Origin of the sequence: Yoonia tamlensis, assembly GCF_900115105.1 — a bacterium.
GTDB lineage: Bacteria > Pseudomonadota > Alphaproteobacteria > Rhodobacterales > Rhodobacteraceae > Yoonia > Yoonia tamlensis.
In genome coordinates, this window is sequence record NZ_FOYP01000002.1 from 105,307 (window position 1) to 130,826 (window position 25,520).

General features: G+C 57.1%; 24 protein-coding genes. 6 read left to right on the forward strand and 18 right to left on the reverse strand.

Annotation, left to right across the window (positions count from 1 at the left end; genetic code table 11):
• Positions 1 to 11: 11 nt before the first annotated feature.
• Together BM320_RS12450 and BM320_RS12455 are read right to left on the reverse strand one after the other, a co-directional pair.
• Positions 12 to 230: a hypothetical protein gene (locus BM320_RS12450; protein ID WP_131802416.1), complete on the reverse strand. Its 219-nt coding sequence runs from the start codon at positions 228 to 230 to the stop codon at positions 12 to 14.
• Between the two features lie 41 nt (positions 231 to 271).
• Positions 272 to 1,522, reverse strand: a complete 1,251-nt coding sequence (locus BM320_RS12455; RefSeq protein ID WP_090200811.1) for a Zn-dependent hydrolase — start codon at positions 1,520 to 1,522, stop codon at positions 272 to 274.
• Positions 1,523 to 1,692: 170 nt separating this feature from the next.
• Between BM320_RS12455 and BM320_RS12460 the strand changes: the two genes are divergently transcribed.
• Positions 1,693 to 2,304 carry a TetR family transcriptional regulator C-terminal domain-containing protein gene (locus tag BM320_RS12460; RefSeq protein ID WP_090200813.1) on the forward strand — a complete coding sequence of 204 codons (612 nt, stop codon included), beginning with the start codon at positions 1,693 to 1,695 and terminating at the stop codon, positions 2,302 to 2,304.
• Positions 2,305 to 2,350: 46 nt separating this feature from the next.
• Here the strand turns inward: BM320_RS12460 and preA are convergent, their stop codons facing one another.
• The gene (preA, locus tag BM320_RS12465) at positions 2,351 to 3,655 is read right to left on the reverse strand and encodes an NAD-dependent dihydropyrimidine dehydrogenase subunit PreA (protein WP_090200815.1); all 1,305 of its coding nucleotides are present in this window, start codon (positions 3,653 to 3,655) and stop codon (positions 2,351 to 2,353) included.
• A gap of 1 nt (position 3,656) precedes the next feature.
• Positions 3,657 to 4,991 (reverse strand): NAD(P)-dependent oxidoreductase, encoded by a 1,335-nt coding sequence (locus BM320_RS12470; protein ID WP_090201541.1) that lies wholly within the window; start codon positions 4,989 to 4,991, stop codon positions 3,657 to 3,659.
• 330 nt (positions 4,992 to 5,321) lie between these two features.
• Between BM320_RS12470 and BM320_RS12475 the strand changes: the two genes are divergently transcribed.
• Positions 5,322 to 6,170 (forward strand): SDR family oxidoreductase, encoded by an 849-nt coding sequence (locus tag BM320_RS12475; RefSeq protein WP_090201542.1) that lies wholly within the window; start codon positions 5,322 to 5,324, stop codon positions 6,168 to 6,170.
• Here the strand turns inward: BM320_RS12475 and BM320_RS12480 are convergent.
• Positions 6,136 to 6,789 (reverse strand): androgen-induced gene 1 family protein, encoded by a 654-nt coding sequence (locus tag BM320_RS12480; protein WP_090200817.1) that lies wholly within the window; start codon positions 6,787 to 6,789, stop codon positions 6,136 to 6,138. The genes BM320_RS12475 and BM320_RS12480 overlap by 35 nt on opposite strands.
• A 185-nt stretch (positions 6,790 to 6,974) precedes the next feature.
• Between BM320_RS12480 and BM320_RS12485 the strand changes: the two genes are divergently transcribed.
• The gene (locus BM320_RS12485) at positions 6,975 to 7,751 is read left to right on the forward strand and encodes an ion transporter (RefSeq protein WP_090201543.1); all 777 of its coding nucleotides are present in this window, start codon (positions 6,975 to 6,977) and stop codon (positions 7,749 to 7,751) included.
• A 6-nt stretch (positions 7,752 to 7,757) separates the two neighbouring features.
• Here BM320_RS12485 and dxs read toward each other — a convergent pair whose 3' ends face one another.
• The 6 genes from dxs to BM320_RS12515 form a co-directional block, all read right to left on the reverse strand.
• A complete protein-coding gene (gene dxs, locus BM320_RS12490) occupies positions 7,758 to 9,671 on the reverse strand; it encodes a 1-deoxy-D-xylulose-5-phosphate synthase (protein WP_090200819.1) in 1,914 nt (637 codons plus the stop codon).
• 11 nt (positions 9,672 to 9,682) lie between these two features.
• Entirely contained in the window at positions 9,683 to 10,546 is an 864-nt protein-coding gene (locus BM320_RS12495; RefSeq protein ID WP_090200820.1) for a polyprenyl synthetase family protein, read from the reverse strand.
• Entirely contained in the window at positions 10,539 to 10,775 is a 237-nt protein-coding gene (locus tag BM320_RS12500; RefSeq protein ID WP_090200822.1) for an exodeoxyribonuclease VII small subunit, read from the reverse strand. The genes BM320_RS12495 and BM320_RS12500 overlap by 8 nt, the downstream gene beginning before the upstream one ends.
• Positions 10,772 to 11,695, reverse strand: a complete 924-nt coding sequence (locus BM320_RS12505) for a histone deacetylase family protein (protein ID WP_090200824.1) — start codon at positions 11,693 to 11,695, stop codon at positions 10,772 to 10,774. The genes BM320_RS12500 and BM320_RS12505 overlap by 4 nt, the downstream gene beginning before the upstream one ends.
• Before the next feature lie 64 nt (positions 11,696 to 11,759).
• Entirely contained in the window at positions 11,760 to 12,461 is a 702-nt protein-coding gene (locus BM320_RS12510; protein ID WP_090200826.1) for a response regulator, read from the reverse strand.
• Positions 12,458 to 12,964 carry a MarR family winged helix-turn-helix transcriptional regulator gene (locus BM320_RS12515; protein WP_090200827.1) on the reverse strand — a complete coding sequence of 169 codons (507 nt, stop codon included), beginning with the start codon at positions 12,962 to 12,964 and terminating at the stop codon, positions 12,458 to 12,460. The genes BM320_RS12510 and BM320_RS12515 overlap by 4 nt, the downstream gene beginning before the upstream one ends.
• Before the next feature lie 147 nt (positions 12,965 to 13,111).
• On the opposite strand from BM320_RS12515, the gene BM320_RS12520 reads away from it, so the two are divergent.
• Together BM320_RS12520 and BM320_RS12530 are read left to right on the forward strand one after the other, a co-directional pair.
• Positions 13,112 to 13,981 (forward strand): branched-chain amino acid aminotransferase, encoded by an 870-nt coding sequence (locus BM320_RS12520; protein WP_090201544.1) that lies wholly within the window; start codon positions 13,112 to 13,114, stop codon positions 13,979 to 13,981.
• 374 nt (positions 13,982 to 14,355) lie between these two features.
• Entirely contained in the window at positions 14,356 to 14,961 is a 606-nt protein-coding gene (locus BM320_RS12530; protein WP_131802417.1) for a hypothetical protein, read from the forward strand.
• On the opposite strand, the gene BM320_RS12535 is transcribed toward BM320_RS12530, so the two are convergent.
• Entirely contained in the window at positions 14,958 to 15,878 is a 921-nt protein-coding gene (locus BM320_RS12535; protein ID WP_090200833.1) for a DMT family transporter, read from the reverse strand. The genes BM320_RS12530 and BM320_RS12535 overlap by 4 nt on opposite strands.
• Positions 15,879 to 15,991: 113 nt before the next feature.
• Here BM320_RS12535 and BM320_RS12540 point away from each other — a divergent pair, with 113 nt between their 5' ends.
• Positions 15,992 to 17,029 (forward strand): fatty acid desaturase, encoded by a 1,038-nt coding sequence (locus BM320_RS12540; RefSeq protein ID WP_090200835.1) that lies wholly within the window; start codon positions 15,992 to 15,994, stop codon positions 17,027 to 17,029.
• Here the strand turns inward: BM320_RS12540 and queG are convergent.
• The 6 genes from queG to BM320_RS12570 form a co-directional block, all read right to left on the reverse strand.
• Entirely contained in the window at positions 16,997 to 18,043 is a 1,047-nt protein-coding gene (gene queG, locus BM320_RS12545) for a tRNA epoxyqueuosine(34) reductase QueG (RefSeq protein ID WP_090200836.1), read from the reverse strand. The genes BM320_RS12540 and queG overlap by 33 nt on opposite strands.
• 5 nt (positions 18,044 to 18,048) lie before the next feature.
• Entirely contained in the window at positions 18,049 to 18,714 is a 666-nt protein-coding gene (gene fzlA, locus BM320_RS12550; protein ID WP_090200838.1) for an FtsZ-binding protein FzlA, read from the reverse strand.
• A 63-nt stretch (positions 18,715 to 18,777) separates the two neighbouring features.
• A complete protein-coding gene (mtgA, locus tag BM320_RS12555) occupies positions 18,778 to 19,530 on the reverse strand; it encodes a monofunctional biosynthetic peptidoglycan transglycosylase (protein ID WP_090201545.1) in 753 nt (250 codons plus the stop codon).
• 81 nt (positions 19,531 to 19,611) lie between these two features.
• Complete coding sequence (gene gltB, locus BM320_RS12560; protein ID WP_090200840.1) at positions 19,612 to 24,144, reverse strand: glutamate synthase large subunit; 4,533 nt, start codon at positions 24,142 to 24,144, stop codon at positions 19,612 to 19,614.
• Positions 24,131 to 24,841 (reverse strand): hypothetical protein, encoded by a 711-nt coding sequence (locus BM320_RS12565; protein ID WP_090200841.1) that lies wholly within the window; start codon positions 24,839 to 24,841, stop codon positions 24,131 to 24,133. Before BM320_RS12565 ends, gltB begins: the two co-directional genes overlap by 14 nt.
• Positions 24,838 to 25,509 (reverse strand): hypothetical protein, encoded by a 672-nt coding sequence (locus BM320_RS12570; RefSeq protein ID WP_090200843.1) that lies wholly within the window; start codon positions 25,507 to 25,509, stop codon positions 24,838 to 24,840. Before BM320_RS12570 ends, BM320_RS12565 begins: the two co-directional genes overlap by 4 nt.
• Between the last annotated feature and the right edge of the window lie 11 nt (positions 25,510 to 25,520).

Sequence of the window (25,520 nt, forward strand, 5' to 3'; positions counted from 1 at the left end):
GCGTGGCTCCTTTAGGCGCTTATATCAGGGTGGCAAATCGGGGTGCCGGACGCGTCGTTGACGGTAAACAGGCTGGCCCCGTAAGTATAGAAATAGCAACCGTTTGTGTCGCGGTTCACTTCGGACATATCAATGTCGGCTGGGATATAGTCGGCGACATCAGCGGGTATCGCAATCGGGTCGACGGATGGCAAAGCGCAGGCCGAAAGCAGCGCAAGGGCGGTCAACACCGCACCGCTTTTCGCTGTATTGCTTTGCCTATTTCGCATTATCAGCTGACGATCTGCGCGGTTTCAACAACCGCATGGAACAGCACATCAGCGCCAGCGGCAGCCCATTCGGGGCTGATATCTTCGGCTTCGTTATGCGACAGCCCATCAACACAAGGGCACATCACCATCGCCGTTGGCGTCAACCGGTTGATCCAGCAGGCATCATGGCCCGCGCCGGAAATGATATCCATATGCGAATAACCCAGACGTTCAGCCGCATCGCGCACGGCTTTTACGCAAGTGGGGTCAAACGTGACCGGATCAAAGTGACCGACGGCTTCGATTTCCATTTTTAGACCCAATTCCTGCGCAATTGGCACTGCTTCCGCTTCTAGGCGGGCTTTCATTCCGTCCAGTTTCTCCTGATCGGGTGACCGGAAGTCGATGGTAAACACCACCTTGCCCGGGATCACGTTGCGCGAATTGGGGTAAACGTCACAATGCCCGATCGCGCCAACCGCGCCGGGCTGGTTTTCCATCGCGATCGTGTGGACCAATTCGGTAATCCGCGCCATGCCAAGCCCCGCATTAACCCGCATATTCATCGGGGTAGACCCTGTATGCGCGTCTTTGCCGGTTAGCGTCACCTGCAACCACCACAACCCTTGGCCGTGGGTGACAACGCCGATTTGTTTATTTTCGGCCTCAAGAATCGGGCCCTGTTCGATATGCAATTCAAAGAACGCATGCATCTTGCGGTCACCGGTGGTTTCTTCACCTTTCCAGCCGATACGGGCCAGTTCATCACCGAATTTCTTGCCTTCGGCATCTTTTCGGTCATAGGCCCAGTCTTGGGTATGCATACCCGCAAACACGCCAGAGGCCAGCATCGCAGGCGCAAACCGCGTACCTTCTTCGTTGGTCCAATTGGTCACAACGATGGGATGTTTCGTTTTAATATCGAGATCATTCATCGTGCGCAGCAATTCAAGCCCGCCCAAAACACCCAAAATGCCATCATATTTGCCGCCGGTCGGCTGGGTATCCAGATGCGATCCGACATAGACGGGAAGCGCGTCGGGGTCGGTACCTTCGCGACGGGCAAACATATTACCCATCTGATCCAAACCCATTGTGCAACCCGCGTCCATGCACCATTTCTGGAACAAATGGCGGCCTTCGCTATCCGCATCGGTCAGGGTCTGGCGGTTATTGCCGCCTGCGACACCGGGGCCGATTTTCGCCATCTCCATCAGACTATCCCACAAACGCGCACCGTTGATCTTTAAGTTCTGGCCTGGGGCTGTCATGACGTAACTCCGCAATTGTTGGTCTTGATTTGACCATCTGGTCAAAGTGAGGCTATCAGAGACCAGCATTCAGTCAAGTTTTCTGCGCAATGATTGTACATATGCTGTAAAAGAAATCAGTTGCGCCAAATAGTGATCGCCACCGCCAAAAAAATGAGCAGTTACAAACCATGAGCAAGCCAAAAACCCGCATTCAACAACGCAATCGCGCAGCAATTATGTCTGCCGGGCTTGAGATTTTTTCGCAATATGGCTTGCGTGGTTCCACGCTTGACCGGATTGCCGAAACCGCAGGGCTGTCAAAACCGAATTTGCTATATTATTTTCCGTCCAAAGACGCGATCTATACCGCGCTGTTAGAAAAATTGCTGGAAACCTGGCTTGATCCGCTTGTGAAAATGGACGCCGAAGGTGACCCCATTCGCGAAATTCTGGGCTATGTACGCCGCAAATTGACCATGAGTCGCGATTTCCCCCGCGAAAGCCGCCTGTTTGCGAATGAAATCTTGCAAGGCGCGCCGCATATCGAAGAGCACCTCAGCGTAGATCTGCGCGCGCTTGTCGCGGAAAAAGCCGTGGTCATCAAAAAATGGGAAGCGGCCGGAAAAATTGCGCCGGTGGACCCCTATCACCTGATCTTTTCGATCTGGTCTACAACGCAGCACTATGCCGATTTCGATGTGCAGGTACGGGCTGTTTTGGGCGGCGATGATCCGTTCGACGATGCGATGAATTATCTTGATACGCTATTTCGGCGGATGCTCACGCCGCCAAAGCCGTAAACGAAAAAGGCCTTGGCAGTTTTTCCGCCAAGGCCCAAATCAGTGTCTATTCCGCCGCAAAATTGGCAGGATTATTGGGGTGGGTAGTCCAGTTCCCATAATCCTTTTCGACGACCTTGCCTGTGCGCGGGTCAATTTCACCCGGCGTCATTGCTTCCATCGTGATGCAATTTTCGATCGGGCAAACGTCAACGCAAAGGTTACAGGCAACGCATTCTTCGTCGATCACGCTGAATGTGCGGTCGTCGGACATGGCGATGGCCTGATGGCTGGTGTCTTCGCAGGCCGCGTAGCATCGGCCGCATTTGATGCAATCATCCTGATTGATCTTGGCCTTGGCCACGTAGTTCAGGTTCAGATACTGCCAGTCGGTCACATTTGGGACGGCCATACCGACAAAGTCGGATGTAGAGGTGTAGCCTTTTTCATCCATCCATTGTGACAACCCGCTGATCAGCTCTTCGACAATCTTGAAACCATAGGTCATCACTGCCGTACAAACCTGCACGTTGCCGCAGCCCAGCGCCATGAATTCTGCAGCATCGCGCCATGTGGTGACACCGCCGATGCCGGAAATTGGCAGACCATGCGTGCCAGGATCGCGGGCGATCTCGGAAACCATGCTCATCGCAATCGGTTTTACGGCTGGGCCGCAATAGCCGCCATGCGTGCCTTTGCCATCAATCGTTGGCTGTGGCGCCATGATATCAAGATCAACGCTGGTGATGGAATTGATCGTGTTGATCAGGCTTACCGCATCCGCGCCGCCGTCTTTGGCCGCTTGGGCCGGTTTGCGCACGTCTGTGATGTTTGGCGTCAGTTTTACGATGACGGGTTTGTCATAATATTTCTTGCACCATTCGGTCACCATCTGAATATATTCAGGCACCTGACCAACAGCCGATCCCATGCCGCGTTCAGCCATGCCGTGCGGGCAGCCAAAGTTCAATTCAATCCCGTCAGCGCCGGTTGCGGCGACTTTCGGCAGGATGGCTTTCCATGCTTCTTCTTCACAAGGCACCATGATCGACACGATGATCGCGCGGTCGGGATAATCGGCCTTAACACGCGTGATTTCGTCAAGGTTGGTTTGCAGATCGCGGTCGGTGATCAATTCGATATTGTTCAGACCCAGCAAACGCCGGTCGGCACCGTAAATCGCACCATAGCGCGGGCCGTTCACGTTGACCACGGGTGGGCCTTCGGCCCCCAGTGTTTTCCAGACGACACCACCCCAACCTGCCTCGAAGGCGCGGCGGACGTTGTATTCTTTGTCTGTTGGCGGGGCAGAGGCCAGCCAGAACGGGTTTGGTGATTTAATGCCCAAAAATTCTGTTGTGAGATCAGCCATCTTAGTTGCTCCCCATCAAGGTTGCATGAATATCCATCGCCGCATCGCGGCCTTCGGCAACTGCGGTCACCGTCAAATCATCGCCGCCCGAGGCACAATCGCCCCCGGCCCAGACACCCGCAACGCTTGTGCGCCCCGCGCCTGTCACGGCGATTTTGCGACCCGACAGTTCAAGACCTGCATCAGTCGTCAGGGTCTGACCGATAGCCTTGAACACCTGATCCGCTGGCAGCCGGATCATTTCGCCTGTGCCTTTTAGGCCGGTGCCGTCGTCGCTTGTGTATTCCAATTCAATCTCGCGCACCGCGCCATTACCGTGCACGGCAACGGGCTGCACGTTGAACAAAAGCCGCACGCCTTTCGACGCGGCAAGGTCTTGCTCGAACGGGCTTGCGCTCATCGCGTCGCGGTCGCGGCGGTAGGCGATGGTCACGTTCAGCGCACCCAGCAGTTTTGACTGCACAGCGGCGTCAACGGCTGTCATCCCGCCACCGATAACCACGACATCGCGACCAACGGGCAGCTTGGTCAGATCGGTGGACTGGCGCAACGCCTTGATGAAATCAACGGCATCAATGACACCGTTCTTGTCTTCGCCTTCCGTGCGCAGCGCATTCACGCCGCCCAGACCAACCCCGAGGAACACCGCGTCATAGTCAGCCTGTAGCTGGGCCAGCGACAATTCTGCGCCCAACCGTTTGCCGTTTTCAACGGTGATACCGCCGATGCCCAGCAGCCAGTCAACTTCGCGGGCCGCGAAATCATCGGTCGATTTATAGGCCGCGATCCCGTATTCATTCAGGCCGCCGGATTTTGGCAGCGCATCAAACATCACAATATCATGGCCCTGCATCGCCAGACGGTGCGCGCAGGCAAGCCCCGCAGGCCCTGCACCAACCACAGCAACAGTTTTGCCGGTGCTGGCCGCGCGATTGTAAGGGTGGCTTTGCTTTGCCATCAAAATATCGGTCGCATGGCGCTGGAGGCGGCCAATCTCAACCGGTTTGCCTTCGGCGGCTTCGCGCACGCAGGCCTGTTCACACAATTCTTCGGTCGGGCAGACGCGGGCGCACATGCCGCCCAGAATATTCTGGTCAAAGATCGTTTTCGCCGCAGCCTCGGGGGTGCCGGTGCTGATCTGGCGGATAAACAAGGGGATATCAATCGACGTCGGGCAGGCCGTCATGCAGGGCGCATCATGGCAAAAATAGCAGCGGTCTGCGGCAACGGATGCTTCGTGCGGCGCGAGAGGTTCATGCAAATCGGCGAAATGCGTTTTCACGGTCTCGGAGGGTAGCCGCGCTGCGGCGATACCGGGGGTCATCGGGCTGGACATTTTGGCTTCCTGTCGTGGCTTCTGGGGACAGCTTGGCACAGGTTTATTTTTTATCAAATGGTAAATTTTTGGCTTGAACAAAAAATCTGCGTTGGGCCGGGTGCGCACACGATACAAATTCCGAATATTTTCGTTCTATTACAACAGTTTAACAAAAATTCATTGCTCCTTGTTGCTGGTCCGCCCGCCAAACACCAGCGAATGTATTGGGTAAAAATTAGGCGCTATGTCATGAATTTCAGCAAAAACCAGACGAATCCGCGCGCAGATTGCGCAGCTGCACATGGCCATGGGCTTGCGATTATCGGGCGACTGCGGCACGACTGGCACATGGGATATACAGTTCTGACATTCGGGTACGGCTATAGCGCGCAGGCGCTCGGGCGGGTGTTGCTGCCACAGGGGCATAAGATGCTTGGCACGACCCGTGGTGCGCCCGCACCTGCGGATGGTGCGCAAATTGTGCAATGGCCAGATGCGGATATGACAGAAAGCCTGGATCGGGCGACGCATCTTTTGGTATCAATCGCCCCCGATGCCGAAGGTGATCCGGTGCTTGCCGCGCTGCGGGCCGAAATCATCGCCCGTGCACATCGGTTCAAATGGGTTGGCTACCTGTCCACCACTGGCGTTTATGGCGATCATGGTGGCGGTTGGGTCGATGAAACCACCCCGCTGACACCCGCGACCAAACGCGGAATCGCGCGGGTCAAAGCCGAGGCCGCATGGGCCGCAATCCCCGACCTGCCACTGCATATTTTCCGCCTTGCGGGGATCTATGGCCCCGGACGTGGCCCCTTTGCCAAAGTCCGCAATGGCACTGCGCGGCGTATTATCAAAAAGAACCAAGTCTTTAGCCGCACCCATGTTGATGACATCGCCCAAGTTCTGGCCGCCTCAATGGCGCAGCCCAATCCCGGCGCTGTCTATAACGTCTGCGACGATGACCCCGCCCCGCCCGAGGATGTGATCGGCTATGCGGCGGAACTGCTGGGCCTGCCAATGCCCCCTGCAGTCGATTTTGCGACCGCTGATCTGACCCCTATGGCACGCAGTTTTTACGCCGAAAGTAAAAAAGTGCGCAACGACAGGATCAAATCGGAACTGGGGGTGAAACTGCTTTACCCTGATTACCGTTCTGGGCTTAAGGCGCTTCTGGCGCAGGAAAAATCCGCCTGATACCCCAAGCGATTGCGGCAAACAACAACAGCAAAATCACGGCAATCGCGATGTTTGATCCGTAAAAGACCATCCGTTGTGGCAATTCAAGATCGTTCAGGAAACGGTAGGGCAGCCCGCTTGTCACTGTGCCAACGGGCGTTGCGTTTGTAGGGCTGACCACCAGTTCGGTCCACAAAACATAGGTGCCAATCACGCCAACCAACCACGCGAATGCCGCGCCAAGCCGCCGATAGCTGCGGTGGATAAAGATCGTGTCGATCAATTGCAAAAGCGGCCCGAACAGATGCAGATACAGTTCCAGATGCCATGCCATCAATTGCCCGTCGCTGGTCACCGACGTTGGATCACCAAAATAGAGCCGCCAGAACAAAAACACGACCATCGCATTGATCACCGCTGTCATGCACACAAACCCGTCCCAACGGCTTTCACTGCGCCCTTCCTGAATGGCCATCATCCGGCTGGCCGCAAAAAACGATGCAAACAGCGCCCAAACGGTGAGATAGCGCGCAGGTCCGCCAAATCCGTCATAGCCGCCAAAGACAAGCGTCCGCAGGACATAGCCCCCCGCCAGCAAAAAGACCGCCCAACGGTAGATGTGAATAAAACCTGCCATTGCAATTCCTCCCGCGCGGACGGTGCGATGATCCGCGCGCCATGGCTATCATGACGTTGCGTCGGCACGGGTTTGGACAAACCGCGCCGGATTGGCATGATTTCGCACAAAGATCGGTGACGCCCCTTGTCGCGCCCAACCAAAGACCGCATATCAGCCCTGATTTTGCACCCAAAGGACCGACCATGACTTTGCGCCAAAGAACCGCAGCTTTGCTAAACATGCCTTTGACGCGCAACCTGATCGTCGGGGTGATTGTGTTTAACGCGGTAATCCTCGGGTTGGAAACCTCTGGTCAGGTAATGACGCGCTTTGGCGGGTTCATTACATTTCTTGACCGCCTGTGCCTGAGCATCTTTGTGATTGAACTATCAGCCAAATTGTTTGCCCATGGGCACCGGTTTTTCCGTGGTGGCTGGAATATCTTTGATTTTGCGATTGTTGGCGTGTCGCTGGTCCCTGGTGGTGGCGGCATGTCGGTATTGCGCGCGCTGCGCATCTTGCGGGTACTGCGGGTTATTTCGGTGGTGCCATCCCTGCGCCGCGTGGTCGAAGGGTTCATCACCGCGTTGCCGGGCATGGGGTCCGTGTTTTTGCTGATGGGTATCGTGTTTTATATCGGCGCCGTCATGGCCACAAAACTGTTCGGCGACAGTTTTCCCCACTGGTTTGGTGACCTTGGCCAATCGGCCTATACGCTGTTCCAGATCATGACGCTTGAAAGCTGGTCGATGGGGATCGTGCGCCCTATCATGGAGGTCTACCCCTTTGCTTGGGCGTTCTTTGTGCCTTTCATCATGGTGACAACATTTGCCGTTGTGAACCTTTTGGTCGGCCTAATTGTCAATTCCATGCAAGACGCCCATGCCGCAGAAGACCACGCCGCAACGGACGCCCACCGCGACGAGGTCATGGCAAAGCTGGTCGCAATTGAAAAGCGGCTGGAGCAGTTGGGAAAATAGCTGGCGCTAGGCCCGCTTTTCCAATGTCGCCACGCCCAGAACATCCAGCACCTTCGCTTCGATATCCGCAGCGTTCAGTCCGGCCATGTCATACATCGCACGCGGACTGGCCTGATCGATGAAGGTATCAGGCAGCACCATGGACCGGAATTTCAGACCGTGGTCAAACACACCTTCGTCCGACAAAAGCTGTGCCACATGTGACCCGAAACCGCCGACACTGCCTTCTTCGATGCAGATCAGCGCCTCGTGATCGGCAGCAAGTTTCAGGATCATGTCCTTGTCCAGCGGTTTGGCAAAACGCGCATCGGCAACGGTGGGTGTGATCCCTTTGGCTGACAGGGCCTCGCAGGCGGCGGTGACCTCTTGCAGACGGGTGCCAAATGACAGGATCGCAACGCGCGACCCGTTTGCGATCATCCGACCTTTGCCGATCTCCAACAGTTCCGGATTTTGTGGCATCTCGACGCCGACACCTTCACCGCGTGGGAAACGGAACGCGATGGGGCCGTCATCATAGGCAGCGGCGGTGGCAACCATACGCACCAATTCAGCCTCGTCCGCGGCGGCCATCACGACCATGCCCGGCAGGTTCGCCAGAAACGCCACATCAAACGCGCCTGCATGGGTCGCGCCATCCGCGCCAACAAGCCCCGCGCGATCAATCGCAAAGCGCACGGGCAGGCGTTGGATCGCCACATCATGCACAACCTGATCGTAACCACGTTGCAGGAATGTTGAATAAAGCGCGCAAAACGGACGCATCCCGCCAGCGGCAAGCCCTGCGCTAAATGTCACTGCGTGTTGTTCGGCAATACCCACGTCAAAGCAACGGCTGGCATAGCGTTTCATAAACCGGTCAAGCCCCGTGCCATCGGGCATCGCGGCGGTAATCGCGCAAATCTTGGGGTCGTCCGCCGCGAGTTTCATCAGCGTATCAGCAAAAACAGATGTATATGATGGCGCATTGCTGGGCGATTTTTTCTGTTCGCCCGTGATGACATCAAACTTGGCGCGCGCATGGCCTTTGTCATCGGCACCTTCTGCGGGCGCGTATCCCTTGCCTTTTTTGGTGATCGCATGGATCAGAATCGGGCCGTCAGCGCGGTCTTTGACGGTGCGCAGCACGGACAAAAGCTGTTCCATGTCGTGGCCATCAATCGGGCCAAGGTAGGAAAAACCAAGCTCTTCGAACAGTGTCCCGCCAACGGTCATATGTTTCAGCATATCCTTGGCGCGCTTGGCCCCTTCGCGCAGCGGTTCAGGAAGCAGCGACACTGCGCCCTTGGCGGCGGCCTTAAATTCTTGGAACGGCTCGCCCGCGTAAAGTCGCGACAGATAAGACGACATCGCACCCGTCGGCGGTGCAATCGACATTTCATTGTCGTTCAGGATCACAATCAACCGCTTGCCCAGATGGCCCGCGTTATTAAGCGCCTCGTAGGCCATGCCAGCAGACATCGCGCCGTCACCGATTACGGCAATCGCATCGCCACCTTCGCCACCCAGATCACGCGCGACAGCAAAACCAAGTGCTGCCGAAATCGACGTGCTGGAATGGGCCGCACCGAACGGATCATAGGGGCTTTCGGATCGTTTGGTGAACCCCGATAGCCCGCCTTCGGTGCGCAATGTGCGGATACGGTCGCGCCGTCCAGTCAGGATTTTATGCGGATAGCATTGGTGGGATACGTCCCAGATAATCTTGTCTTTGGGGGCATCGAACACCGCATGCAGTGCCACAGTCATTTCCACGACGCCCAGCCCCGCGCCCAGATGCCCGCCCGTCACTGACACAGCGGCAATGGTTTCGGCCCGCAGATCATCTGCCAGTTGGCGCAATTCGGCGTCCGACAGGTGCTTCATATCGGCAGGCGTCTTCACACGGTCCAAGACAGGGGTAAGTGGCTGGCTGGTCATCGTCGCTACCTCTAGTGCGTCCGCGCAATCACGAAACGCGCGGCTTCTTTTAACGTCTCGGCGTCGTCGCCGTAAGGTGATAACGCATCGCAGGCCTCTTGTACCAGATAATGTGCGCGGCGTTTCGCCCCATCAAGACCCAGCAGCGATACAAACGTGGCTTTGCCCGCAGCGGCGTCTTTGCCGACAGCCTTGCCCATAGTGGCAGCGTCACCCGTCACGTCAAGAATGTCATCGGCAATCTGGAACGCAAGGCCCAGCGCATCGCCGTAAGCCTTCAGCGCCGATGTCTCTGCCTGTGCAATCCGTGCGCCCGCCATCGCCGCCCAGTTGATCAACGCGCCCGTTTTTCCGGCTTGCAAAGCGGTGATTTCATCAAGCGTCAGCGGGGTCGCGGCTGTTTCGGCGGCAATATCAGCCGCCTGTCCGCCGACCATGCCGCGCAGGCCGGATGCCTGTGCAAGTGTCTGTGCAAGACAGATCCGCGCTTCAGCGGTGGCATCAACATGCAAGACACAATCAAACGCCATCGCCTGTAAGGCGTCACCCACTAGTACGGCGGTGGCCTCATCCCATTTCACATGCACAGTCGGCTGACCGCGACGCAGATCGTCGTCATCCATGCAGGGTAAATCATCATGGACCAGCGAATAGGCGTGCATGCATTCAATCGCAGCGGCAGCGGGCAATGCGGTGGTCAGCCCATGCAGTCGCGCCGATTCCAGCACCAGAAACGCGCGCATCGCCTTGCCGCCTTGGGTCGCATAAATCATGCCCTGTGCGATGCTGCCGGTCTGGCCTGCCAGTGCCTGCGCAATATATGCTTGGGCCTGTGCCGCGGCCTCGTTCAGCGCGTTCTGAAACGTCTCAGTCATCCAGCGGCGCGGTCCCTTTTGGGGCACCGTTTTCGCCAAATGTGATCTTGGCGACCTTTTCTTCGGCCTCTTTCAACTGCGCCTCGCAACGCGCCTTTAGCTGTGCACCGCGATCATAAAGCGCAATGGACTGGTCCAGCGCGACTTCGCCGCGCTCAAGCTGGCCGACAACGGCCTCCAGCTCTTTCATCGCGTCTTCAAAGCTCATTTCTTCGACTGGCGTGCTCATCGGCCTCTTTCCTCTAATACAGCAACGTGGGCACGCGCGGCGTCACCCAATGCCCTTAGGTCATAGCCACCTTCCAGCATAGACACAACGCGCCCGCCGCAATGTTCATCTGCAATATCGCACAGACGGGCCGTCACCCATGCAAAGTCCGCACTACGCAGCTTCATCCCCGCCAATGGATCATCTTCATGTGCATCAAATCCGGCGGAAATCAGCAGAAGTTGCGGAGAAAACGCCGCGACCCGTGGAAACACCTGCTTTTCCATCGCCGCGCGGAATACATCTGATCCGGTGCCATCAGGCAAGGGCACGTTCAACACGTTACCAACGCCCGTTTCATGCGCCGCCCCCGTGCCCGGATACAGCGGCGACTGGTGGGTCGAACAAAACAGAATACGCGGGTCATCTTCGACCAGATCTTGGGTGCCATTGCCGTGATGCACATCAAAATCAACAATCGCCACACGGTCCAACCCGTGATGGTCCAGCGCATATTTCGCAGCAATCGCGATATTGCCAAAGAAACAGAACCCCATGGCTGTTTCACGTTCGGCATGGTGGCCCGGCGGGCGTGTCGCAGCAAAAGCATTGGCGGCATCCCCCGCCATCACCATATCAACCGCGCGCACACCGGCACCGGCCGCGCGGAAGGCTGCCTGCAATGTGCCGACAGACATATGGGTATCGGCGTCCAGCGACCGCCATCCGCTTTCGGGCGCCGCGCGCCTGATCGCATCAACATGCGCCTTTGGATGGGCGCGCAGCAGGTCATCTTCTGCGACCAACGGGGCTTTGACGCGATTCAAGTCCAAATCCGCTAGCGCGCCCAAAACGGCGTCCAGCCGCGCCACCTGTTCAGGATGGCCAGGGGGAGTTACATGATCATAACAGGCATCATGGGTTATCAATGCGGTGGCCATTTTCGCCCCTACTTCTTTTTTCCCTCAAATACTCCCGCCGGAGGCGGCGCAACCTCCCGGCTACTCACTCGGGCGCAAGCATATATCCCGCGCCGCGCACCGTTTGCAGATAGCGCGGCTGTTTCGGATCGACCTCGATCTTGCGGCGTAGGCGGGTGATTTGCACGTCGACCGCGCGTTCTTGGGTCTGCCCGCCCGACCGGCTCAACTCCTCGACCAATTGCGCGCGGGTAATCGGCGCGCCAGGGCTGGCTGAAAAAATGCGCATCAGCTGGCTTTCGGTGGCGGTCAGCCGCACAAGATCGGCGCCCCGCCACATTTCCGCGCGTTCAATATCATAGCGCACGGGGCCCATATGCATCACCTTGGGCAAAACCACAGCGGGTTCGGGCTCGGGGACGCGGCGCAAAATCGCGTTGATGCGCAGCAACAGTTCTTTGGGCTCGAACGGTTTGGCCAGATAATCATCTGCTCCGGCTTCAAGCCCCGAAATCCGGTCATCCGTTTCAGCCTTGGCGGTTAGCAACATGATGGGCGTCGTCAGCTTGTGGCGCAGATCGCGGCACAGCGTCACCCCGTCTTCGCCGGGCATCATCACATCAAGCACAATCAGATCAAACTCGAGACCCGACAGAATCCGCCGCGCATGGGCGGCATCGCGCGCGGTTGTCACCAAAAACCCGCTACGCACCAGAAATTTGCGCAACAGGCTGCGAATGCGCTCGTCGTCGTCAACAATCAGCAGGTGCGCGTCGTCAGCCTTCATTCGGTCCGTTCCTTCATCGCCTCAAAATGGTGGCGGGTTTGATCATCCATCATTGCCTCCAGCACCTGCCGGAATCCGGCGACCGCATCAGGCCCGACCTTGCGGTAAGCGGCGCGCATACGGTCACGCTGCGCATCGGACAAGGCACGTTCCAGCACCGCACCGTCCGCCGTCAAATGCAAATGCCGTTCGCGCTTGTCTTTCTTGCCAACCGTGCTGGCCACCAAACCGTCTTCGATCAATGTACGCAACACACGATTCAGCGATTGTTTTGTAACACCCAGAATCGACAAGAGATTATTGACGGTCGTGCCTGGGCTGCGGTGGATAAAATGGATCGCACGGTGATGCGCGCGGCCATAGGATTTCTCAGCCAAAATCCGGTCGGGATCAGCGGTAAAGCCACGGTAGGCGAAAAACATCGCCTCGATGCCTTTGCGCAATTGCTCGTCGGTCAGGAACAAAAGGCTTTGCCCGGTCTGTGCCTGTGGTCCGTCGCTCATGTGCTTACCCCCTCGTGTTCAGGCCACAATACGTCAGCTTTATTGACATTCCAAGAATCAACTGTTAGCGAATTCCCGAAAATGCGCAATTTTATGTCCAATCCGGACCTATTGCCGTAATAAATGCAAATCTCCAAGGAGGCAACGATGGCAGATGCATATGATGACCGTGACGGAAAAATTTGGATGGATGGTCAATTGGTTGACTGGCGCGATGCCAATGTCCACATCCTGAGCCACGCCATGCACTATGCCTCTTCCGTGTTCGAAGGGGAACGTTGCTACGAGGGCAAGATTTTCAAATCGGTCGAACATTCCGAACGCCTGCTCAAATCCGGCAAGCTTCTGGATATGGAAATTCCCTATACCGTCGCAGAAATCGAAAAAGCAAAATACGATGTGCTTGCGGCCAACGGCTGGACTGACGCCTATGTGCGCGTTGTTGCATGGCGCGGAGCCGGACAGGATATGGGGGTTGCCTCCAATCGCAACCCTGTGCGCATGGCTGTTGCTGCGTGGGAATGGGGCGCCTATTACGGCGACGCCAAGATGAAGGGCGCCAAGCTTGACATCGCGAAATGGAAACGCCCGTCACCCGAAACCATCCCGACAGCGGCCAAGGCGGCTGGTCTGTATATGATCTGCACCATGTCCAAACATGCCGCCGAAGCCAAAGGCTGTTCAGACGCGCTTTTCATGGATTACCGTGGTTATGTGGCCGAAGCGACCGGCGCGAATATCTTTTTCGTCAAGGACGGCGAAGTCCACACCCCCGATCCTGATGCAATCCTGAACGGGATCACGCGCCAGACGGTGATTGCCATGCTCGAGGCAAAAGGCATCAAGGTCCACGTTCGCCGGATCATGCCCGAAGAATTGGCCGATTTTGAACAATGCTGGCTGACCGGCACCGCCGCCGAAGTCACACCCGTCGGCCAGATCGGCGACTATACGTTCGAGGTCGGCGATCTGACCCGCGAAATTGCACAAGATTACGAAAAACTGGTGCGCAGCTAGGGTTGCACAGGTTTTGGCGTGCGGTAAGCGTGCGCCAGACCGTCACCGATACGCGCCCGTGTACGGCGCTGAAGGGTCAAGCTTTGCAAGCTTGGCCTTTTGCTTTGCGCCACCGCGAACAGCCGGTTTGTCGTAATTTGGGTCGGCCGATCGCGCTTATCAAGAAGATGCTTCATTATCAGTCCCTCCTTTATGGGCTGGTAGTATAGCACAGCTTTGACAAAAATCACGCCGCGGCGGTCGATCAAAGTTTTCTAAAATTGATCACATTTTAGGCATTTGCCATGTCTCCGCCAAAATTCGGCCCGCTTTTTGTGGCAGAATAGACCCTTAACCAGTGTAACGACCCGCCTCTTAACCAGTGTAGTACTCCCATGAACCTCGTACCATCCAAGCCCCATGTGGGCCCGTCATCGGGCGCGACGTCTTTCGAACGCGCGCTCCGCAAAATCCTGAAATCCGCCCCCCAAGACCTATGGCTCGACACCATTAGGCGGGCGCGGTTTGCAAGCCATAACCCGCTTGTTACGTGGATGCTGAACCAGCCCGAATGTGATTTCGCGGTGGCAGTTCACGCGTTCTACCGCAGCAATCCGGCGCAGCATCTGGAATCGCCGGCGCCGCTGCCGGCCCATCCCAATGATGACCAGATATTCGCAACCTGCCTGATCAACTGGGACACCGGATCTTACCGCAAGCACCGGCTGAAGGTCGAAGACTGCGATGCGCCAATTCGCCAGATTTCGAGGCTGCATCAAAAGGTTATCGCGCGTCCGCGCGGCTCGCTTCCGTTTCAGGTGCCGTTACGATTTCTGGAGCCCAAGGGCGGCACGCCGCTTGTGCTACCTGAAAGTATCAATCCTGAAATTGCGCCTGATCTTTGGGCCTTATACGCCGAGGCGGCGCTTGATGTGCCGCAAACAGCGCCGGGGTTGGCACGCAAGATGGCAAACTTCATGCGCAAGTTTTCGTTGGGCTAGCTGCCGATATTGCCTGTGGCCTTGCGCTGCTGCGCACGTTGCAGGCCAAGCCGGTGTTCGCGCCAGATAATCAGAACGCCCGCAAGAATAACCACTGCGGCGCCAAGAATCATGGTTCCGGTCGGGACTTCATCAAAGATGAAATAGCCGATGCCCAACGCCAGAATCATTGAACTGTAATCAAACGGCGCGACAAGCGACGCATCGGCGTAGCGATAGCTGGATGTCAGGAAAATCTGCCCCAAACCGCCCAGCAATCCCGCCATAACCAGCATGGTTGCCGCAGCCGTTGAAGGTAGGGCCCAACCCCAAGGAAGTGTAAGCAGCGCAAGCAGCGCGGATGTGATGCTGAACCAGAACACAATTGCTGCCGTGCCTTCGGTGGCGACCAGTTTGCGCACAAATACTTGCGCCAGTGCTGCCATCACGGCCCCCATCAGCACAACCACCGCGCCCAATGTTTCGGACGTGCCAAGCGAAGCCCCCACAGAAAGCCGAGGCGAAAGCACGATCAAGACGCCGATCATCCCCAAAGCCACTGCCGACAGTCGGAAAATCCCCACCTGTTCGTTCAAAAACATCGCTGCAAATACCACCACCAAAAGCGGCGCGGCATAGCCGATTGCGGTTACTTCGGGCAACGGCAGCAGGCCAAGACCGGTAAACCCCAGCCCCATCGCCGTTGTGCCGACCAGCCCGCGCCAAAAATGCCCCATCGGGTTGGCGGTTTTCCAGCCGCTTTTCAGCTCTCCTCGGATCGCAAGCCAGCCCAAAATAACCGGAATCGCAAAGAATGACCGGAAAAACACAGCCTCTCCCGGCGGCACATCTGTCGATGCGGCCTTGATCAGGCTGGACATGCCCATGAACATCGTGACCGACATGACCTTAAGTAGAATTCCGCGCAACGGCTGCATGTTTGTATCCTTTTAGGCACCTTAGGGCTGTGCACCAACACAATGAAGCCTTTATTGCTTGCTATCGCTCGGCGTTAAGCTATCCGATACATAGTCACAATAAGAAGCACCCTATGCCCAAAGATATCCTTGCCGCGACAAGCGCACCAAAACCCGAAAACGCCCGCGATTGGGTGCGCATTCTGGCCGCTTACCGCGAACCCAACAGCATGCGCAGCACGTTTGAACTCGCGGTCAGCCTCTTTCCCTTTGTCGGGCTTTGGGTGCTGGCATGCTGGGTCGCGCAATACAGCTATATTGGCGCATTCCTGATCTCGGCGCTGAACGGGTGTTTCCTGCTGCGCCTGTTTTGCATCCAGCACGATTGCGGCCACGGATCATTCTATGGCAACCGCACGGTCAGCGATTGGGTCGGCCGCGTTTTAGGCGTGGTCACATTGACCCCCTATGACGTGTGGCGGCGCACCCATTCGATCCACCATAGCCACGCAGGCGATCTTGATCACCGTGGCATTGGCGATGTGATGACCCTAACGGTCGAAGAATACCACCAGCGCACGCCCTTTGGCCGGTTCTTGTACCGCGCCTACCGGCACCCGATCGTGATGTTTGGCGTTGGCCCGACCTATTTGTTTTTCCTGCAAAACCGCCTGCCGCTTGGGCTGATGGATCAGGGCAAGAAATACTGGATCAGCGCAATGGGCACCAATGCCGCCATCGCCATCGCGCTCAGCGTTATTGTCTATTTCGGCGGGTTTCAGGCGCTGTTCTTGGTGTTTTTGCCAACAACGCTGATTGCGGCTTCGGTTGGTGTTTGGCTATTCTACGTTCAGCACCAGTTTGAAACCACCACATGGGAAAATGAAGAAGACTGGCTGCTGCACGAGGCCGCGCTGCACGGCAGTTCTCACTATGACCTGCCGCCCATCCTGCGCTGGTTTACCGCCAATATCGGCATCCACCATGTGCATCACCTGTATAGCCGCATCCCGTTCTACCGATTGACCGAAGTGCTGAACGATCACAAAGAACTGGTGCAGGTCAGCCGCCTGACCATGCTGCAAAGCGTGAAATGCGCGAGCCTTGATCTTTGGGACGAAAAGAAACGGCGCTTGGTCTCATTCGCATCCGTGCGCCGCAACGCCGCCTAGCCGGTCCAGCGCCCAACGCGCCGCATCCGCGACCGCAAGGTCCGGATCATCGACCAAAGGGGCGACGGCGGCCGCAAGGCTGGCATCGCCCGAATTGCCAATAGCATAGGCCACATTGCGCACAAAGCGGTCGCGCCCGATCCGTTTGATCGGTGATCCCGAAAACTGCGCGCGAAACGCCGTATCATCCAATGCGGCAAGCGCGGCCAAGGGCGGCGCGATCAGGTCCTCGCGCGCGGCATAACGCGCATCACGCCCTTCGCGTGCGAATTTGTTCCACGGGCATACCGCCAAACAATCATCGCAGCCATAAATCCGGTTTCCCATCAGTCCGCGCAATTCCGCGTCAACCGGCCCTTTGTGTTCGATCGTCAGATAAGAAATGCAGCGCCGCGGGTCGAGCTGATAAGGCGCCGGAAACGCCGCCGTCGGACAGATATCAAGGCAGGCCGTGCAGCTGCCGCAATGGCTGACTTCGGCGCTGTCGGGTTCAAGCTCCGCGGTCGTGAAAATCGCACCCAAGAAAAACCATGACCCAAGATCGCGGCCCAAAACATTGGTATGCTTGCCCTGCCACCCCAGACCCGCAGCCTGTGCCAGCGGTTTTTCCATCACGGGAGCGGTATCGACAAAGACCTTGATTTGCGCGTCTGGCACCTGTGCGATCAGCCAGCGCCCTACATTCTTGAGCCGCTTTTTCACGATATCGTGGTAATCGCGACCCTGTGCATAAACGCTGATCGCAGCGCGGTCTGGCTGTTCCAGAACCGCAAGCGGGTCGTGTTCGGGCGTATAGGGTTCGGCCAGCATGATCACGGATTTCGCTTCGGGCCAAAGCGCGGCGGGGTTGCCGCGCCAATGCATCCGTTCGGCCATCCAGCCCATCTGCCCATGCATGCCTGCGTCAACAAAGGCCGCCAGCCGTTCCGCAATTTGAGGCACCGCATCGGGGCGGCAAATGCCAACCTTGGCAAATCCGGCCTCTTGGGCATAGGTGATCAGGCGCTGTTTCACCCGCGCTAGAAATCCAGATCGGCGTAATGTGCAGCGGGTTGAAAGCCCGGAACCTCATCGGCAAGCAGTGACCGGAACGCCGGACGGGATTTGATCTTGGCGTACCAGTCTTTCACCGCGTCAGAGCGATTCCAATCGACGTCACTGGTGTAATCAAGGCACGACAGATGCGCCGCTGCTGCAAAATCGGCAAGCGACATTTCATTGCCCGCCAGCCAGCGCCGATCCTCGAGCAGATAGGTCAGATAGTCGAGATGGTATTTGATCGCCCGCGCGCCCGCTTTGACATTGGCGCTATCGGGATAGCCGGTGCCCATGACCTTGCGGTAGACCCGTTCGCCGATCAGCTTGCTGGTGACCTCGTGATAGAATTTGTCGTCAAACCAGCCCACAATCCGGCGCGCCTCGTAACGTGCGCCTGCGTCGCGTGGCAATAGCGCAGGGGTTGGCTGCGTTTCTTCAAGGTATTCGCAGATTGCCGTGCTATCGGCCATTGTCCGGCCATCCATCTTAAGCACCGGAATTTTGCCCGCAGGGTTGCGGCGCAAGAAATCGGCGTCCTGTTCCCAGTAACGTTCCTCGACCAGCGCGACCTCGATCTTCTTTTCGGCAAGGCAAAGCCGCACTTTGCGCGAAAACGGGGACAACGGGTAATGATACAGGGTGTTCATGACGGGCTCACAAATCGGTTTTACTCTCAATGCCGCAACCGACCGTCCGGATCAATGGCAGGATCAATTTTCGAAACACTCCGCGCGGCCATCCGCCGCGATTGTTTGCGCGCCGCTGATGATCGCGCGTGTTCGATCGCGCACAAACGGGCTGGGGTTTGATGCCGATCGGGATTTCGGCGCAGGCAGAATTGCGGCCAAACGGGCCGCCTGTGTCGGTGTCAGATCCGCGGCATCCACCCCGAAGTAATGCCCTGCCGCAGCCTGCACGCCAAAAACGCCCTCGTCGAATTCGGCGATATTCAGATATAGCTCAAGAATACGCCGCTTGCTCCAGACGGCTTCTGACAGCGGTGTCCAAAGCGCTTCGATGGCTTTGCGCAGCCAGCTGCGCCCGTGCCACAGATATGTGTTCTTGATCACCTGCTGTGAAATCGTTGATGCGCCGCCGCGCCCGCGATCCATCGCATCACGAATGGCATTCACATCAAGCCCCCAATGCAGGCAGAAATTTGCATCTTCGGCAGCAACAGCAGAACGCGCCATCACCGGCGCAATTTGTTCGATCGGTGTCCAATCGTATTTGATTGATCCGATGCGCGCGCGCTCTGATAGCATATAGGGTGTCGTGGGCGGCGGCACGACCGCATAAACCAACGTTGCCAATAGCACAAATCCAAGCACCGCAAAGCACGCGCCCCAGATAACACGGCGCAGCCAGAACCAGCCCCGTTCAACAAGGCTAGGCTGTTTCTTGCGGGTGCTGCGGCTTTTGGGTGCAGCTTTCTTTTTGGGTGTGTTCTTGCGCTCTGCCATCGGGTCCATAAGCCACGAGCTTGGTTGCATGGTCAAGCGATGGGTCGCCCCCGCGCAAAATTCTGCGCAGGGGCGTTGTTTTTATTCGGCAGGGATCGCCGCGCTCTCGATGCTCAGCGGGTGCTTGAGATGCACGAGCATTTCTTTGGGGCAGATTTGGATAAAGTTGTCTTTTTCCTGTTCCCAATGCTGCAAGATGTCGGCGGCCTTGCGGCTGCCTGTTTCCGCACCATGCCGTTCGATCAGCGATTTGAGCTGGTCAACCCAGTGATCCACAGTGACAGGGTTTGTCACCAGCGTTTCCATGTTGATCAGATGCGCTGCTTCGCCTTTCGGGTCGTAAAGATAGGCCATACCGCCTGTCATACCCGCACCAAAGTTGGCACCGATAGACCCAAGGATCACGGCAACACCGCCGGTCATGTATTCGCAACCGTTTGTGCCGCAGCCTTCGATCACGACGGTCGCACCAGAGTTACGCACCGCAAACCGTTCGCCTGCGCGCCCCGCAGCAAACAAATACCCGTTTGTCGCACCATAAAGCACGGTGTTGCCGATGATCGTGTTGTCGGCAGCGACCAAGGGGCTGACCATAGGCGGACGCACAACAATCGTGCCGCCCGACAGGCCCTTGCCAACATAGTCGTTGGCATCGCCCGACACCTCGAGCTTGAGCCCCGGCGCAGCGAAAGCGCCCAGCGATTGCCCGGCAGAGCCGCGCAATTTCACTGTCAGGTGGTCGGGTTGCAGATCGTTACGCATGCCGAAATTCTTGACGATATGGCTCGACGTGCGTGTGCCGATGGTCCGCAATGTGTTTTGCACCGCGTAGTCCAGCTGCATCTTTTCACCTTCGCCAAGGAAGCGCGCAGCGTCCTGCACGATTTGTGCATCCAGCGTGTCATCCACGGCATTGCGCGGCTTGTTGCGGTCATAGGTGATCTTTTCAGCGCCATCGACCGTGATCAGCATCGGGTTCAGGTCCAGATCATCCAGATGCGCCGACCCGCGGCTGACTTGGGTCAGCAGATCCGCACGGCCAATCACATCATCCAAGGATCGCGCGCCGATGCTGGCAAGGATTTCGCGCACTTCGGTGGCGTAGAAGGTGATCAGGTTCACAACCTTATCCGCGTTTCCGGTGAACTTGCCACGCAGTTTGTCGTCTTGGGTACAGACCCCGACCGGACAGGTGTTCGACTGGCACTGACGCACCATGATACAGCCCATCGCGATCAACGCCGCAGTCCCGATGCCGTATTCTTCGGCACCCAGCATCGCAGCCATGACGATATCGCGACCGGTACGCAGACCGCCATCGGTGCGCAATGTGACCCGCTCGCGCAGGTTGTTCATTGCCAGCACTTGGTGCGCTTCGGTCAGGCCCATTTCCCACGGCAGACCCGCGTATTTGATCGACGTACCCGGAGACGCGCCAGTGCCGCCGTTATGCCCTGAAATCAGGATGATATCGGCCTTGGCCTTGGCCACACCGGCGGCAATAGTGCCAACGCCAGACGCCGCAACCAGTTTCACCGTGACCTTACAGATCGGGTTGATCTGTTTGAGATCATAGATCAGCTGCGCAAGGTCTTCGATCGAATAGATATCATGGTGCGGTGGCGGTGAAATCAGGGTCACGCCTTTGGTCGAATGGCGCAGCTTCGCGATCAGGTCGGTGACCTTCATGCCGGGCAATTGCCCGCCTTCGCCGGGTTTGGCACCTTGGGCGACCTTGATTTCCAGCTCTTCGCAGGCCAGCAGATATTCGGCGGTCACGCCAAAGCGCCCCGATGCCACCTGTTTGATCTTGGCGGATGCGTTATCGCCGTTTGGTTCTGGCGTGAAATCATCCGGGCTTTCGCCGCCTTCACCGGAATCCGATTTTGCGCCAATACGGTTCATCGCAATGGACAATGTCCGGTGTGCCTCTGGCGATAGCGCGCCAAGCGACATGCCGGGTGTGACAAACCGTTTGCGGATCGCAGTGATGCTTTCGACCTCTTCGATCGGCACCGGTTTGGCCATTGGTTTGATCGCCAGCAGGTCACGCAGATGGATCGGCGGATTTGCCTGCATGGCTTTGCTATATTGCTGCCACAAAGCATAGGACGCATTGTTACAGGCCGCTTGCAGCAGATGCATTGTTTGGGCTTCCCACGCGTGTTTTTCGCCTGACCGGCGCGCCTTGTAAAAGCCGCCTATTGGCAAAATATCCGACGGGTTTTTCCAACCGCGCGCGTGGACTTCTTCCAGCTTGTTCTGGATACCATTGGTCCCGATCCCCGAAATGCGGCTTTGCATACCCGGGAAGAATTCGGCAACCATCGCCCGTGACAGGCCCACGGCCTCGAAGTTCAGGCCACCGCGATACGATGACAGCACCGAAATCCCCATCTTGGCCATGATTTTGAGAAGCCCTGCGTCAACCGCGTTGCGGTAACGGCCAACGGCCTCGGCCAGGGTGCCTTCGATCAGGCCGCGTTCAACACGGTTCGAAATTGAATCCTGCGCAAGATAGGCGTTCACCGTTGTTGCGCCACAGCCGATCAGCACCGCGAAATAATGCGGGTCAATACATTCGGCAGAGCGGACATTGATCGAACAGAAGGTGCGCAGCCCCTTGCCGGTTAACCCCGAATGCACCGCAGATGTCGCAAGGATCATCGGCATTGGCACGCGGTCGACATTTTGATGCTGATCAGTCAGCACAAGATGGCCCGCACCAGAGCGCACGGCATCCTCTGCCTCTTCGCGGATACGCTGTAGCCCTTCGGAAAGCGCGGCGCGACCGGGCGCAAATGTACAATCAATAAAGGCCACGTTGCCACCAAAGTGGCTGACCATTTCGTCAAATTCGCCGTTGGACACAAACGGGCTTTCAAGCACAAGAATTTCAGCCTGCGACGAGTTTTCATCCAGCACGTTTTTCAAATTGCCAAACCGCGTCTTGAGCGACATCACGCGGGTTTCGCGCAGGCTGTCGATCGGCGGGTTGGTCACTTGGCTAAAGTTCTGACGGAAAAAATGCGACAAATTGCGATAGACACTTGAAAGCACCGCCGACGGTGTATCATCGCCCATCGACGCGATCATTTCCTTGCCGTCTTCGGCCATCGGCGCGAGTACCTGTTCAAGGTCTTCGATTGAGTAGCCGGCCGCAACCTGCCGTTGGCGCAATTCATCACCCGCAAACAACGTCGATTCAGGCACATCACCCATCAGGTCGGACAGATCGACAACTTTTTCAATCCATTCGCCAAACGGCTGGGCAATCGAAAGCGCGTCCTTGATTTCTGTGTCGCGGAACAGCTTGCCGGTTTTCATATCGACCGCAATCATCTGGCCAGGGCCAAGCGCGCCTTTTTCGACAACGGTTGCTTCGTTGATCGGAACCATGCCAACCTCGGATCCGGCGATCAGCAGGCCGTCACCTGTCACAACATAGCGCAATGGGCGCAGCCCGTTGCGGTCAAGCCCGCCACAGACCCAGCGCCCGTCGGTCATTGCCAGCGCGGCGGGGCCGTCCCATGGCTCCATCACGGCATTGCAATAGGCGTACATGTCTTGCCATGCCTGCGGCATTTCTGACGCTTGCTGTGCCCATGCTTCGGGGACCAGCATCGTCTTGGCCATCGGCGCATTACGGCCCGCGCGCACCAAGACTTCGAACACGGAATCAAGCGCCGCAGAGTCGGATGACCCTGACGGAATGATCGGTTTGATATCTTCGGCCTTGTCGCCGAATGCACCCGACGCCATGCGGATCTCGTGGGATTTCATCCAGTTGATGTTGCCCTTGAGCGTGTTGATCTCGCCGTTATGGGCCAGCATGCGGAACGGCTGTGCCAGTGACCACTGCGGGAATGTGTTGGTTGAATAGCGCTGGTGATAGATTGCAAAGGCCGATTCAAACCGTTCGTCCATCAAGTCGGGATAGAATTCCGCGACCTGTTCGGCCAGCATCATGCCTTTATAGATGATCGACCGGCACGACAGCGAACAGATATAGACCCCGTTGATCTGCGCAGCGGCTGCCGCTTTTTCGATACGGCGGCGGATGATGTACAGCTCGCGCTCGAATTGTTCGTCATCAATGTCTTTTTCGCAGCGGATCAGGATCTGTTCGATCTCGGGGCGGGTGGCGTTTGCCTTTTCGCCCAGACATTCTGTGTTTACCGGCACATGGCGCCAGCCATAGATATAGTGGCCAAGGCGCAGCACCTCGGATTCAACGATCGTCCGGCAGCGTTCTTGGGCACCAAAGTCGGTGCGCGGCAAGAACACCTGACCCACAGCGATTTTTTCGCCTTCTTTGGGTTCATGACCTGTGCGGCGGATCTGGTCTTGAAAGAACTGACCGGGGATTTGCACGTGGATACCCGCGCCGTCACCTGTCTTGCCATCGGCATCAACCGCACCGCGGTGCCAAATCGCCTTGAGCGCATCAATACCGTTTTCGACAACGCCGCGCGACGGGGTGCCGTCAATGGCGACAACAAGGCCAACACCGCAAGATGAATGTTCATCTTCGTCAGCATAAAGACCGTTTTCGGTCATCCATTTGCGCTTAGCTTCCTCAGCCGCGACCCAAGCTTGATCATAGGTAGTCATAGGTAGTCTCCTCAGAAAGTGGTGCGGATGAGATCGCAACCCCGCAGCCGTGCTTTGGCCGCGTGCTTAGAAAACCCGGCTCGCCGGGAAAGATGAATTCGACAGGGCGGTGGTCATAGGGATCTTCGCCGTATTCAGATGTGATTGCGCCAATGCCGCCAAAGAAGCGGCGCCATTCGGGGCTGACATATTCATTGCCGGCATTTGTCCAGATGACCGTGCCGTTGGATGCCATGGCCGTAATTTCAAACGCAGTTTCGAGCAATGTCACGCCATCAATAGTGACTTCACGCCCCGTTAACCGGTCGCTGCCTACAAAATTGAACGCCCCGTATTTGTCGGTCTGCGTGTGGAAATCATAATGGTCGACACCATTGGCCAGCAGTTCGGAAATTGATGCGGGGTTGGCCGGATCGGGCAACAGCCATTCGTTAAACCCGTCAATCGCATGAAAGCTGTCGATCCATTGGGCTTCGGCGTCGATGACGCCCAGGAAAACCATGCCTTGTTCATCAAGCGTCACGCGTTGTTGGTGGCCCGCCGGATCAGCGTCGCAGGTGAAAAGGTGCTCCACTTCGCAGCTTGCGTTTTGGGTTGTCAGATAGGCGGTGCAGCCCGCAGGCAGGCTAAACCTCGCCGGATTGTCCTGCGCGACCAGCGGCCCTGCAAGCAATAAAAAAGCAATCAGATACCTCATGGACGATAGCTCGTTTCGATTTCATTGCATTCAAACTTTGGTTGCGCAGCAAAGAACCCCGGCTCGCCTGGATAGATGAATTCAAGCGGCGACATATCGATAATCTGGTCCGGCGTTTCAGCCTGCCATGACTGCCCGTAAAAGAACAAACGATGCGTTTCGCTGACAAACTGACGGCCATTGCTGGCATCAAGGATGTTGCCATCTGCGTCCAGCGTTTGCCCCTGAAATTCAGTCATCAGCAGGGTTTCGCCATCAATCTCGACGCTTTCGCCGGTCAGCAAGTCAAAGCCGACATTGCGCTCATCGCCAGTTTCTTTGGTGATTGTGAAATCCCAAGTATCAACCTGATTTGCGAATAATTCGGTCAATGACGACGGGTCCGGCACCGGTTCAACCAATGTTTCGTTGCCAAGCACCGAATAGGTTTCCATCCACTGGAATTCGCGGTCCACTCGTTGCACGCTGAAAACACCGGCCTGCCCGATCAGGGCAATCCACTGGTCGCCCGCATTATCGGCTTCGCATGTCCAGATATTCACCATGACACAGCCCTTTTGCTGCACGGTCAGCTTTGCTTCGCAGCCTTCGGGCGCGGCAAAGTTTTGCTGCGCGACCGCTGGGCTGGCCAGCGTCAATAGCGCGAGGGTCATCAATGGCTTCATCATGGCATAACCTT

What these genes read in the sequence shown, in the direction of transcription:
- dxs (WP_090200819.1), bottom strand. Translation starts at nt 9,671, where the DNA reads ATGACCAGCCAGCCACTTACCCCTGTCTTGGACCGTGTGAAGACGCCT.
- BM320_RS12500 (WP_090200822.1), bottom strand. Translation starts at nt 10,775, where the DNA reads ATGAGCACGCCAGTCGAAGAAATGAGCTTTGAAGACGCGATGAAAGAG.
- BM320_RS12475 (WP_090201542.1), top strand. Translation starts at nt 5,322, where the DNA reads ATGGGATATACAGTTCTGACATTCGGGTACGGCTATAGCGCGCAGGCG.
- BM320_RS12495 (WP_090200820.1), bottom strand. Translation starts at nt 10,546, where the DNA reads ATGACTGAGACGTTTCAGAACGCGCTGAACGAGGCCGCGGCACAGGCC.
- BM320_RS12515 (WP_090200827.1), bottom strand. Translation starts at nt 12,964, where the DNA reads ATGAGCGACGGACCACAGGCACAGACCGGGCAAAGCCTTTTGTTCCTG.
- BM320_RS12455 (WP_090200811.1), bottom strand. Translation starts at nt 1,522, where the DNA reads ATGACAGCCCCAGGCCAGAACTTAAAGATCAACGGTGCGCGTTTGTGG.
- BM320_RS12460 (WP_090200813.1), top strand. Translation starts at nt 1,693, where the DNA reads ATGAGCAAGCCAAAAACCCGCATTCAACAACGCAATCGCGCAGCAATT.
- BM320_RS12565 (WP_090200841.1), bottom strand. Translation starts at nt 24,841, where the DNA reads ATGAGGTATCTGATTGCTTTTTTATTGCTTGCAGGGCCGCTGGTCGCG.
- BM320_RS12520 (WP_090201544.1), top strand. Translation starts at nt 13,112, where the DNA reads ATGGCAGATGCATATGATGACCGTGACGGAAAAATTTGGATGGATGGT.
- BM320_RS12540 (WP_090200835.1), top strand. Translation starts at nt 15,992, where the DNA reads ATGCCCAAAGATATCCTTGCCGCGACAAGCGCACCAAAACCCGAAAAC.
- BM320_RS12530 (WP_131802417.1), top strand. Translation starts at nt 14,356, where the DNA reads ATGAACCTCGTACCATCCAAGCCCCATGTGGGCCCGTCATCGGGCGCG.
- BM320_RS12470 (WP_090201541.1), bottom strand. Translation starts at nt 4,991, where the DNA reads ATGTCCAGCCCGATGACCCCCGGTATCGCCGCAGCGCGGCTACCCTCC.
- BM320_RS12535 (WP_090200833.1), bottom strand. Translation starts at nt 15,878, where the DNA reads ATGCAGCCGTTGCGCGGAATTCTACTTAAGGTCATGTCGGTCACGATG.
- fzlA (WP_090200838.1), bottom strand. Translation starts at nt 18,714, where the DNA reads ATGAACACCCTGTATCATTACCCGTTGTCCCCGTTTTCGCGCAAAGTG.
- BM320_RS12480 (WP_090200817.1), bottom strand. Translation starts at nt 6,789, where the DNA reads ATGGCAGGTTTTATTCACATCTACCGTTGGGCGGTCTTTTTGCTGGCG.
- preA (WP_090200815.1), bottom strand. Translation starts at nt 3,655, where the DNA reads ATGGCTGATCTCACAACAGAATTTTTGGGCATTAAATCACCAAACCCG.
- BM320_RS12570 (WP_090200843.1), bottom strand. Translation starts at nt 25,509, where the DNA reads ATGATGAAGCCATTGATGACCCTCGCGCTATTGACGCTGGCCAGCCCA.
- BM320_RS12505 (WP_090200824.1), bottom strand. Translation starts at nt 11,695, where the DNA reads ATGGCCACCGCATTGATAACCCATGATGCCTGTTATGATCATGTAACT.
- gltB (WP_090200840.1), bottom strand. Translation starts at nt 24,144, where the DNA reads ATGACTACCTATGATCAAGCTTGGGTCGCGGCTGAGGAAGCTAAGCGC.
- BM320_RS12485 (WP_090201543.1), top strand. Translation starts at nt 6,975, where the DNA reads ATGACTTTGCGCCAAAGAACCGCAGCTTTGCTAAACATGCCTTTGACG.
- BM320_RS12510 (WP_090200826.1), bottom strand. Translation starts at nt 12,461, where the DNA reads ATGAAGGCTGACGACGCGCACCTGCTGATTGTTGACGACGACGAGCGC.
- mtgA (WP_090201545.1), bottom strand. Translation starts at nt 19,530, where the DNA reads ATGGCAGAGCGCAAGAACACACCCAAAAAGAAAGCTGCACCCAAAAGC.